This is a genomic window from Chamaesiphon sp. OTE_8_metabat_110 (genome assembly GCF_031382685.1).
In the GTDB taxonomy this organism is placed as follows: Bacteria; Cyanobacteriota; Cyanobacteriia; order Cyanobacteriales; family Chamaesiphonaceae; genus Chamaesiphon.
The window spans coordinates 1-11,709 of record NZ_JANMZA010000461.1; the positions used below are offsets into that span (position 1 = coordinate 1).

At 44.3% G+C, this 11,709-nt stretch carries 8 protein-coding genes and 1 pseudogene; 1 reads left to right on the forward strand and 8 read right to left on the reverse strand.

Going from position 1 to position 11,709, the window contains the following annotated elements; translation table 11 throughout:
• The 7 genes and pseudogenes from RMO52_RS16990 to RMO52_RS17025 form a co-directional block, all read right to left on the reverse strand.
• Window positions 1–490, reverse strand: a 490-nt coding sequence (locus tag RMO52_RS16990) for an NAD(P)-binding domain-containing protein (RefSeq protein WP_310416524.1), incomplete at its 3' end; no start/stop codon positions are given.
• 529 nt (window positions 491–1,019) lie between these two features.
• The gene (locus RMO52_RS16995; protein WP_310416527.1) at window positions 1,020–2,429 is read right to left on the reverse strand and encodes a LuxR C-terminal-related transcriptional regulator; all 1,410 of its coding nucleotides are present in this window, start codon (window positions 2,427–2,429) and stop codon (window positions 1,020–1,022) included.
• Window positions 2,430–2,654: 225 nt separating this feature from the next.
• On the reverse strand, window positions 2,655–4,580 hold the full coding sequence (locus RMO52_RS17000; RefSeq protein WP_310416530.1) for a hypothetical protein: 1,926 nt from the start codon (window positions 4,578–4,580) through the stop codon (window positions 2,655–2,657).
• A gap of 17 nt (window positions 4,581–4,597) precedes the next feature.
• The gene (locus tag RMO52_RS17005; RefSeq protein WP_310416533.1) at window positions 4,598–5,767 is read right to left on the reverse strand and encodes a DUF1822 family protein; all 1,170 of its coding nucleotides are present in this window, start codon (window positions 5,765–5,767) and stop codon (window positions 4,598–4,600) included.
• A 105-nt stretch (window positions 5,768–5,872) separates the two neighbouring features.
• Window positions 5,873–7,219 (reverse strand): hypothetical protein, encoded by a 1,347-nt coding sequence (locus RMO52_RS17010; RefSeq protein WP_310416535.1) that lies wholly within the window; start codon window positions 7,217–7,219, stop codon window positions 5,873–5,875.
• Window positions 7,220–7,314: 95 nt separating this feature from the next.
• Window positions 7,315–7,681, reverse strand: a pseudogene (locus RMO52_RS17015) (XisI protein).
• Window positions 7,669–7,863 (reverse strand): element excision factor XisH family protein, encoded by a 195-nt coding sequence (locus RMO52_RS17025; protein ID WP_310416546.1) that lies wholly within the window; start codon window positions 7,861–7,863, stop codon window positions 7,669–7,671. Before RMO52_RS17025 ends, RMO52_RS17015 begins: the two are co-directional and overlap by 13 nt.
• Window positions 7,864–8,251: 388 nt before the next feature.
• Here RMO52_RS17025 and RMO52_RS17030 point away from each other — a divergent pair, with 388 nt between their 5' ends.
• Window positions 8,252–8,485, forward strand: coding sequence for a DUF4351 domain-containing protein (locus RMO52_RS17030; protein ID WP_310416538.1), 234 nt, complete (start codon window positions 8,252–8,254; stop codon window positions 8,483–8,485).
• Window positions 8,486–8,666: 181 nt separating this feature from the next.
• On the opposite strand, the gene RMO52_RS17035 is transcribed toward RMO52_RS17030, so the two are convergent.
• On the reverse strand, window positions 8,667–11,709 hold a 3,043-nt coding region (locus tag RMO52_RS17035; protein WP_310416541.1), incomplete at its 5' end, for a tetratricopeptide repeat protein.

Below are 11,709 nucleotides of genomic sequence, written 5' to 3' on the forward strand. Positions count from 1 at the left end.
GCAATGATTCGGGATTATTATACGTCGAAGAATGCAATTGGAAAATAGCAGCGGGTAAACGTTCCGCCAGACGCGTAATTTTGGGCGTATGATAGCCGCTAACGGCAATAACGACTCGATCGGCTGTATACTCACCGATTGAGGTGCTAACGGCAAATAAGCCATTTTCCGTCTGCTTGACTTTATGCACCGTCACGCCTTCTTTCAGCGGTGGATTGAAGCTCGCCGCATAGCCTTCAAGATATTTGACGATCTCATCTTTAGCCATAAACCCATCAGGATCGTTACCAGAATAGGGATAGCCAGGAAGTTGACATTGCCAATTAGGAGTCACCAAACAAAAACTATCCCAGCGTCTCGATCGCCATTCATGCCCGATCTGCTGCTGTTCAAAGATAATATGCTCGATGCCGCGCTGTTTGAGACAATAACTTACAGATAGTCCAGCTTGTCCGCCACCGATGATAATGACTGGATATCGATCGCTCATAAAACTTTGCCGATAATAGTGTGAGGCTATACAGTCAGACTAGGGTTTCGATCGAGCCAAGTTTGTATTTGTGACTACGAAAAGCCCTAAGTCTAGTGATTTGTCTATTCTTTTTGGGTTAGATGAGATCTGAGACTCGATCTAGCTCGATCGCCTATCGAAATCAATAGATTTATCATTGCCACTTCAGACGTTATTTGTGTTGTAACTATCTACTTTTTTATTAATGTAGAATAATAGGATGGGCACTGCCCACAAGCAAAGTTATCGATTTAGTAATATTAATGTTTATGCTAATTCACGTCGATTGTCTAAGGCACGCTACGCGAACGATTTTTGAAGATATCGCGTTCGCAGTAGGTAATCGATCGAGCAGTTTAAATTCTTTTTGCTTCGGCTATAAGTGGTCTGTGGGCATTGCCCACCCTACATTTCTACATTTCTTTTTTATTAATGCTGAGTAGAGTAGTAGTAGTGTGGGCACTGCCCACCATCTAAATTTGACGAGCTATTACTCTTTATTTAAATATCATACTAACCCTTTAATCATCGCCTGATACAATGCCTGAAAACGAGTTTTAGCTTTGAGTTTGGTAAGAATATTATTGATATGAAACTTGACCGTACTTTCACTAACAATCAATCGAGCTGCAATATCTCGATCGCGTAATCCCGCGCATAAAAGATTGATAATTTCCCGTTCGCGTTCTGAAAGTGGTGGAGATTCTAGATTGGGAGTGGTGGTAATGTTCCCAGATTCTCCCCGCAGGATGGCATCGACAGTCGATCGCAATTCGATCGGGTTAATCGAGAGATCGATTTTTGCTCGCGCTTGGGGTGGAATGCGATCGTCGGTGGCAATCCAAATCAGATATGGCGTAAAAGTTACCAAAGATCGATCGTCGGTAATTAATGGTAGCGCGGGATTGGCAATGGGGGCGATCGATAATCCGGCTAATTCGATTTGGTGAGAGAAAGCCATTTGCAATAGCGAAGATCGACACCGCAGATTGACACATCCGCCGACACTATTAGGCGCAAAAATAACTGTCAACACCACTCGGAGCATACTTCGATCGGCACGGGGTTGGATCGTCACAGTTCCCCCCAGACAGAGAGCTTCTAGTTTGATGGGATCGAAGGCGGTAACGATCTCGGTAGGCGAGCCGCCAGCAATGACGGCTTCTAGGCACGATCGATCGGATTGGTATGTCAATCGACTGTGATGGCAAGGTAGCTGACTCAAGACAGCGGCGGCTCTGACAAACAGGTTGTGTAAGGGTGTTGGTAACGCTCGCTCGGTGCCGACTAAAGCCAATTGTGTGGGTTTCAAGACAGTAGCAATCTGCTCGGATAGTGGCACTGGCTGGGGTGTGACGGCGGTTGCCGATCGCCAAGCTAGTTTTTCTTGTTGATACCGTAATGCCGCCGCTAAACCGATTGTCGTGGCAGTACAGAGACTTTGCAAGATCTCCAAGAATTCGGGTAACATTTCGGCTTGGCTGAATACCGCCAATACCCCGATCGAATCGCCATCTACAATCAGTGGATATCCCGCAAAACCTTGAATGCCATGCGAAATCGCCCACTCTCGATCGAGTACCCAGGATTCGGCTGCTAATTGATTGCTCAGAAACGGGATTTGATTTTGGGCGATTTTGCCCACTTTAAACGCACCCACTGGCACTCTCGCGAAAAAGCCGTCCGTGCGTTGGTATAGTCCAGAAGAGGCGACTAGTTTTAACGCCGTGCGCTCTGGTTCCATCAACCAAATTCGGGCGAAGACGCAGCCAAATTTCTCGACAAGTCCATTGGTAACTCTGCACGCGATTTCGGCTGGTACCAAGCAACCACTAAAACTGGTGACGATCGCATTCACTTGCTGTAAATCTACCAGCAGCTTGGTACCATCCACCATTTCAAATACCGGATCGGTCACGATCGATTCTCCGCTGCAAAGATTCCCTAGATCCATTGAGCCGCGATCGGCTGGGTTTGGCTGTATGTTGAGATACGAAAGTAGGTGCGATTTTACTGAGATTAACATACTCACATCTTGCACCAGCGCCTCGCAGCCGGGAGGGAACCTTCCGGATTGTGCGAGACAAGACAGTACATGACAACTGATAAAATCGCCTCAAAACTTACTGCTATCCACTATTCACTATTCACTATCCACTAAAGCATTAGTAGCAATTATTCCAGTACCGATCGTGGCAATCGAGGTAATGACAATCGGTACGCCATTTCCCATCACCAGCATTACTCCACCTAAAATAATTTGACTGCCAACTACGGCTATAAATATAGGTACAAATAATCTCGTTCCTATTTGCCATCCTGCTAATATTGAGAGATGACACCATCCAAAAATCCAGAGAAATTGTTCGGGCTGCGATGGGATTTTGAGTAAGTTGAGATTTGAATAAATCGCGGGGCGATCGTCTTTTAGCGAAAATGAATTAATTGCAGTTAGAGGTTTATGAATTAAGGTATCGCGTTCGCCGATGATGACTATTTTACCATGAAATAGATCTTGGAGCTGTGCTGGAGATGCTGCTGATAGACTCTCGGTTGTGACAGATTTTAACCGATCGAATACCCGACTGTTTAACTTCCACTGATGTTCTATTGAAGTCTGTGACAAATATTGCTTGAGATGATTATCTGTTAAAAATGCTTGGGGTTGGGCATGACGATCGATCTGTTCGATCGCCGCCGTTAATATCTGAGGATTGTTCAATTTTCCTAATACTCTCAGGGGTGGTTTTAGTAGGACGATATTATCATCATTAGCTGGTTGAAGCTGCGATAATAGATCGGTCGTCAGATTTTCTACTCGTTGAGAAAGCTCACTCGATTTTAAACCCATACTCAATCCAGCTATAACTAGACTCAAACCGAAGCTAGTCCAAAATCTATATTTAGGAGCCGAAATAGTTCGACAGATATCGGTCAAATAATTTGGGGTTAGTTCGGACTTTGCAACTTCAATAAAATCTTGCCAACTCACCGGATGGCTGAGTGGATTATGAAATAAAACTGGGAGCCAGTTAGCAAATTTCAACCAAGATTCGGTAGAAATCGATATCCGAGCGCGTGCTAACTGAAAAGCTCGCACAAAATTTGCACCATTACTATATTCAGCTAATAACTTTTCTAAGAACTCTTGAGCGATCCGATTGGGAATTTCTGCCCGCATCACGATTAAATAAGTGATATTTGCATCTCTTAATTGGTGAGCGATACCTAATCCACTACAACAGTTAAAAATAGCGATCTGCAATCCACGGGCGACTGCTTTTTTAATTTCTGGTTTGAGGGTACTCACCTCGATAGTTGTGTGAGGATCGAGATAAATAACTCCCTCTAACTCGCGTTCATATTCGACACTTTCTCCATGTCCGCTGAGATAGAGAATATCGGGAGCATCTAGATTTAATCGAGCGACGATATCCTGAGCTGAGGTAGTTTCAAATGGTTTGAGATTGACATCTGGGAGCGATTGTAAGCACTGAAAATCACGATCGAGGTCTAATAGTGGATCTATACCGAATAGGGCGAGAATATCCACCTTAGCGTTGGGCATAACGAGCGGATTACTAAGATCGGTATTCTCAGGGTTGCTAAATACTTCTACTGCTAAGGGATAGTCAGTAAAAAAATCCCACAGATACCAGGGTAATTGCCAGATCGATCGCTGTGAAGCTTGAATAATAACTATAATTTCTTCGGTTTCACCAAGCTTAGTTCGTAACGATCGTTCGATCCGCGAAAAATCACTTTCACACAGCCATTTATTCAGTTCTATTTTCAGCCGATCGTGTAAGTTTCGCAAATCTTGAATCGAAACATTAGTAATGGCTCGATCGGCAAATTTCACTCCCCGATGCAGTTCATCTCGATTCAGACGAACGATCTCTTTATATAATAACTCCCACTGATTTAATGATGATTTTAAATCTGGTGCAGCTTGTAAGCTACATTTATCCTCCCAGACAGTTCGATCGATTGCTCTGAGTTCGATATTCACAGAACTAAAACCAGCAGCTAGATCGCCATTACCTAATTTAATGATGATTTTTTTCATGGTAATATTAGATCGGGCTAAACTACAAAGCGTTCGATCGTCAGGCAACTATTTAATTGTATTTGGATGCTAAATTCAGTGCCGATCGAGCAGGTGAAAGATGGTAGTTGAATATAATCATCATTAGTTCTAGCTACTACCATGCGTAAAGCAGAGCCATTTTCATCTAGATAACTCAATTGCAATTGCGGGGGAATAATTCGCTCGCCGCTACCTGGATGGATCTGGACTACTACGCGTACTTCCCCATCGGGTTGGGCAACTATGCCGACTAATAATACTACGGTGCGTCGCTGTAGCTCTAGTTGAAGATTAATTAACTTCGATCGATCTACTGTATGATTACCTTTGACAATCGCTGGTTGGTAATAATTTTCCCAACCACTAGCAATAGCATTACTAAACTTAGATTGCAGCCAATTGGATAAACTAAAACTAGGTGCAGGTGCATGTGCAAGAACTGCTTGTTGCAGACGGGTGTGATATAATTGGGTGCGAAGATTGGGATTATTTAGAATACTTCCCCATTGAAAAAACTCAACTTTAGTACGCGGTGAATAAGGCGAAGGCGTACTTAATTGTTTGATTAATTCGAGGGCGCGGTCTAAACTTAAATCGGGTAGTTCGGGAGTAGCGACAACTTCATTAAGATCTAACTCTTGTGCCATCCATAATATGTCGAGATTGGCAACTAATCGCTCGCTGGGTAGACTATAAGTGCGATCGCGTGCCGTATATTCACCCTGTTGTTTGAGCGTGCGGTGAGAGGTAAATCCCCAGATATTCATTCCGCTGGTATCGAAATCGATCTGTACGGCAAGATAATAATCACCCTGAAGATTTGGTAAATCCACCCATTCTTGTGGCACTCTAATCTCATCCCGATCGAGTGTATCGGTAGGGATTAAAATTAGTCGAGTTTTACCAATTTCAATCGCACAACCATTGACGACATCCCATAGTGGGTACATCTCTAGTTCTGACAAGCTAGAAGTATAGTCTATGCCCGATTCTGTCAACCACGCTCCGAATTTATGCAAACACAATCGATTCGATCGAGCATAATTTAATCCTGTCCGATTGGAGTAAAGTTGTGGTGATGGTTCGGCAATTTGGAGATCGGCTGCGGTAATTTCTAGCCAAAGTGTTTGTCGATCGATTTGCGCGATCTGTGCTAAATTCAACATGTTTCAAACTTTAAATATTAATTACCTTTGGTTCGAGTACCGCCACCGATTAAAATCGGGGCTTGTGATACAAAGTCCGCCTGTAATTCTCAATTCTCAATTAAATTAACTAGATATTGCTACTTGACTGAATTGAGGAGATCTCAACGTGATAAAGGCAGTCGCTTTTGTCAATCCCATCTGTGTGGGTTTGAAATTAAATTGCCATTGCCTTTCAATCCGCTCGATAAATAAATCGGCAATACTAGATTTAATCGAGTTAACATCATCATCAACAATTAACTTGAAGATTGCTAATAATAATTCAGCATAAAGATCTTCATAAATTAGTTTGAGTCGATCGATAATTGAATTTAGAAGTTCGACCGAGAGATCTTCATCTCTAAATGTTTTGCAATGTAAATCTGTAGCTAATTGCCTCAAACAGCGATCTCGGCGGCGTTTAGCAGTCGATTGGTCGCAATCTAGTTCTACACCTACCTCTACTTGGGTCAGCTCTAAACCATAAAAAAACATCAACAATCGATCGCTATCGATCGCTAATTTGTTCGATAATTCGACAACATCCTGTTTGAGAATCTGAGATTCTAATTGGTGGTGACACTCCCTCAAATCGGGAATTAGATCGATGAGTACCGTACTTTGAGCATGGTTACTCTCGATCGATCTGTCGAGAGTATCGGGTTGGGGTTGGAGATAGTTGCGAATGACTGCGCCCATATATTTTACTAGCTGAATCAGGGTGGCGCGATCGTCGATTGCCAGATCGACTCCCTCGCACTGCTCTATATATCGGGCTGATAGATTATCATAATGCACGGGTTGAGGATTTCGCGTGTCAAATTCATCGACGCCAATAGTATCGACTAAGCACTGGTGAAGCAATAATAGCTGCTCTAAGCGCAGATCTCGCTCGCCTTGCTGACTGAGGGCTGTTTTCATCCGGCGGGGGCTGGTACGGGCGAGTAGCCCCAGATTGGTGCGTTTAAATCCACTCAGCTCTGGTAAACTGCGAATCCGATCGATTAGGAGTCGATCGAAGCGATAATTACTATATCGAACTAGACTCCGATACCAATTAGCCGGATCTGGCTGAAAGTTTGCTAAAAATTGGATTGGTTGACTGATAATATCTAGCGCAATTTGATAAATATCTGCCAGTTCGAGCTGGGTGGAATGATATTGGAGCGGATTAAAAATTTGGGATCTAATTCTTGCCCTGCCGAATGTGGAAAATAAAATATGCGCTAGTAAAGCAGTGATACAAGCGCAGGCTAATTTGTCTGTAGGACTAGAGCATATTCTATTTACTAATACATCAGCTATTTGTACTAAAGATCGATCTTCTAATCCCCTGAGATATCTTACCAGTCGCGGATCTCGCCGCCAATTCAAATGGTCTTGAGACTCACCGATGCTGGGAAATTCGCAGAAGGTTTTGAGACTATCCATACAATCACTCGATCTCGATCGGATTATTTGCTCTTATGATAATCGATCGGTTGGAGAATAGAGCGTGAAGTGTTTTCGGCAAATAATCACACCGATTAGGCGACACCATATCCGGTATAAGGTCTTTTATAGGGTGGATGCAATCCTAGAATAATATCTTGCTTCGACACGCCCATGTCCACCAGCTCTTGACCCACATCCACATCAGTCATGTTTTGCTGAATCCAGATTTTTCCATCTTTGATATCGAAGTGCATAATAGTGTCATACACTCTTTTCAATTCCTGCCATCCCACCCGCATTAGTTGATATCGTTCGCAAAGCGTCTCCGATAGGAGAATCGCGCTCGACATCAAAGAACAGCTCATTTTCAACATCATCATTGTTATTCTTTGGCAAATGTCGATCGTGTTCTTGCAACAAAGCCTGAATAGAGGCACGATATAGTTCTATTTTATCCATTGAACAATTTCCTCAAGGATTGGATTGTAGACGATTAGCTGAAGGCTATAGCGGTTTACAACAGTTTGAGCAAACCTAGTTTGAAAAAAAGTTTCATAAGCATCAATGGGAATCGCTAGGTAGAGATCGCGATCTGGCTCATGAACTTCAAGCATAACTTTGTAGTTTAAACGATGTAATATGTTCTATTTTGGGCGGGTTTCGATGTTTAATGCGGCTCGATCGATCTAATCCTTAACAATAGACTTCTTGCGAGAGTAAAAGCTAGATCGTGTTCGATAACGATCGAACCTGACTGTTATCTGCGACCGAATCACTCACCCCAGAATCGATCGAATCACTCACCCTCAAAATCGATCGAGGTAGTTGAAACAAAGGAGCGATCGGTTTATCCCCGCAATGGCAGCGATCGAGTTGATGATAAAATTAGCTGATTAATTAGCACGATCGCCCTCACCTAATGAGTCAATTTCCCCACGATGATTTTGCAAAAAACTTTTTAGATTCTTTATTATCGCCCTATGGCTTAGTACAGCCATCATAATCGAACCGGACGAGCGGGATTTAATTATGCAGTTATCGCCTTTATATTTGGAAAAGATTCAGGCTGCGGAGCGGGCTGGTGAAGCCAGAGGCGAAGCTAGAATGCTAGTACGGCAACTGAATCGTCGGTTTGGTGATGCGTCCGATCGATTTACCGATCGCATTCAGCAGTTAGAGATCGCTCGGTTGGAAGAGTTGGGTGAGGCGTTGTTGGATTTTACCAGCTTGGCAGATTTAGAGGTTTGGTTTAGTCAAAATTAGCGTCCTTTGTAGCGTGCCAGAGGCGATCGAACCCAGGAGCGAATTCAATCGACACATATTTTTAATCTTCGATCGAATTATTGGCTCGATCGCATTCGATCGAGATAGTTGGATCGAAAAGAGCGATCGAAGTCACTCGCCCATCATCCTAAAACCTCAAAACTGCTCGATTCTCCATCTCCTAACGTCCCTTCAACTGAGCGATCGTATCCATCACCTTCTGATAATAATCCGTCTGCCCCTGCTGACGAAGTAACTCAGCCCCCTTACTCCAATCCGCGATCGCTCCCTGTCGATCTGTTAGATCCAATTTAACTCCACCTCGGCCAATGTAAGCAGCAGCATCGTTGGGATTAATTTTAATCGCCCGATCGAAATCAGCGATCGCTCCCTTACGATCTCCTAAAGCTGATTTAGCATCCCCTCGGCTACTGTAAGCATCAGCCAAGTTCGGATTAATTTTAATCGCCCGATCGAAATCGGCGATCGCACCCTTATTATCTCCTCGCTCGGATTTAGCTAGACCCTGCTCGATGTAAGCAGCAGCATCATTGGGATTAGTTTTAATCGCCCGATCGCGATCGGCGATTGCCCCCTGTCCCTTCAACCGAGCAATTATATCCACCACCTTCTGATAATCATCCATCCGCCCCTGCTGGCGAAATAACTCAGCCCCCTTACTCAAATCCGCGATCGCGCCCGGTCGATCTGCCAGATCCAATTTAACTCCAGCTCGGTTACAGTAAGCCTCGGCATAGTCGGGATTAATTTTAATCGCCAGCTCGTAATTGGCGAGCGCTTCCTTATTATCTCCTCGCTCCGATTTAATATTACCTCGACCAAGGTAAGCCTCAGCATAGTCGGGATTAATTTTAATCGACTGCTCGTAATCGGCGATCGCTCCCCGTTTGTCTCCTAGAGCGTGTTTAGCATTACCTCGGCCAAGGTAAGCCTCAGCATAGTTGGGATTAATGTTAATCGCCCGATCGTAATCGGCAATCGCTCCCTTATTATTTTTTAGCTCTAATTTAACGTTACCTCTGTTATTGTAAGCCGCAGCCAAGTTCGGGTTAATTTTAATCGACCGCTCGTAATCGGAGATCGCTCCCCGTTTGTCTCCTAGAGCGGATTTAGCATTACCTCGGTTAACGTAAGCATCAGCCTTGTTCGGATTAATTTTAATCGCTCGATCGTAATCGGCAATCGCTTCCCGTTTGTCTCCTTGAGCGGATTTAGCATTACCCCGATTAAAGTAAGCATAGCTTTCTTCTCGCTGAATCATGTTGTCATAAATTTTAATCGCTGCTGCGTACTGTTTTTGCTGGAAGAAAATCTCGGCTTTATAATTTAGCAATGCTCGATCGTTCGGTTCTAGTTTAATCGCTGTGTCGATCGACTCTAACGCCTGTGCGTACTTTTTTCTCTTTATAAAAATTGAACTTTGATATTTCCAGAAATAGTAATAATTGGCACGCTCCTTGGCTGGCACTGCCGCGATCGCTTTGGCGATGGCCGCACTAGCTAGGTCGAGTTTTTCTGAATAAAGTAGTGATAATGCTCTACCATAGTTGCCAGTTAGGATCTGACCCTTGGTAATTGCCCTGTCGAAGGCGGTTACAGATTGCTCGAATTGGTTGGTTCGATACAGTTGATTGCCATAAGTCAGCCAGCGTTCGCCACTGTCTTCAGGTGTGGGTTGGGCTAAATTTGCCATTGCCGTCTCGATGGTTTGGCGATCGACGGCAGTTAGACTTGGGGCGGGAGTTTTAGCAATTTTCAGTAATTTAGGATTGAGTTGGAGTTGTGGTGCTAGACCGATTAAGGTTTGGATCGATATGCCTTGGCTACTACCTAGCATCACAAGCTTCTCCTTCAGTTCTCCAGGAAATTTATCGGCAGTCTGTTCGGCTCTGCCATGAATGCCGATAACTCTGCCAGCAGTATCGAAAACACCACCACCGCTCATCCCGCCATGACTGATACTGGTATAGATGATGTCGTATCCGTTACCAAAAGATTGTTGGTTTTGGGTTTCTAATTTTCCTTGTTCTCGATCGAAAACATAACCAGGATTGAGCTGCCATTGCCATAGGGAACTACTGATTTTATCTCGCCCTGGGAAGCCTCCTGCGAGGACAATTTCGTTGTTATTCGGGCTAATTTCGCCCAGTTGGGCAATGGGATAGGTGTTAGTGCTGGTAAATTTGACGATGGCCAGATCGACACCTGTTGCTAGTACCGTGCTGGTGAGATTGTGGGTATCTTGGTCGTAGGTGATGAGTCGATTATTAGTAAATTTTTGTTGGTTTTTCTCGTTTTCTAGTACGTGCTTGGCTGTGACGACATAATAACTATTCCCCTCTTGGGCAACAATCACCCCCGAACCATTACCGCCACTATTTTCGATTCGGACTGTTTGTTTGCGGGCGAGATCGTTGAGCTTTGCCATGTAGCCAGTTGGGGTGGCTTGGGGCTGGATTTGTCCGACTGCCAAGCCATTAAATTTATAACGGTAAAGGATGTCTGGCTTGACTTTAATCAGGAAATTATAGACAGGTACGCCCCAATTTGCAGTCCGATATTTAGCGGCGAGTTTGGCTAAAGGTTTACTACCATCGTTGTAAGTATAGTTAGGTAAAATCGGTGCCGCACCGATCGTATTTATCCCCAACAAGATCCCATCCGCGCCAAAAATCGGCCCGCCGCTCATCCCCTGACGCACGCCTTTTTCACCTTTAGCAATCTCATAGCCGATTTGCGTACCGTTATCAAAGGGAATATCGGAAAGTTGGGTAATTGCACCAGGGGAAATTCTCAGATCTTTGGAGTCGAATGGATATCCCGCGCTGTAGATATTGCGATCGTTTGGTTTGAGGATACCCGGATTGGCGAGGTTGGCTAATTGGTATTGCTTGGAACTGGTAAATTCTAGTAAGGCTAAATCGTACTTGCGATCGAATCCACCATCGATCGGTTTAGCAGTATACTTTTGCCCGTCGGGTGCTTGGATCTCAAATTGGGTTGTGCGCCTCGTAACGTGGGCATTGGTGAGGACGAGGTAGGTATTGGCCTTTTTAGCAATCAGGACACCTGAGCCGCCATTAGTGCCTGATGTGATGCGGACGGTGATGTCTTTGGCGATCTGATTTACTTTGGTGCTGGCTTGCTGTTGGGCTTCGTCGAGTCCCTGGAGTTCTGGATCGATCTTTTGGGCGATTTGGGTT

Bases quoted from the DNA above. Each gene is read 5' to 3' on its own strand.
- RMO52_RS17000 (WP_310416530.1), bottom strand. From the start codon at position 4,580: ATGAAAAAAATCATCATTAAATTAGGTAATGGCGATCTAGCTGCTGGT.
- RMO52_RS17005 (WP_310416533.1), bottom strand. From the start codon at position 5,767: ATGTTGAATTTAGCACAGATCGCGCAAATCGATCGACAAACACTTTGG.
- RMO52_RS17010 (WP_310416535.1), bottom strand. From the start codon at position 7,219: ATGGATAGTCTCAAAACCTTCTGCGAATTTCCCAGCATCGGTGAGTCT.
- RMO52_RS17030 (WP_310416538.1), top strand. From the start codon at position 8,252: ATGCAGTTATCGCCTTTATATTTGGAAAAGATTCAGGCTGCGGAGCGG.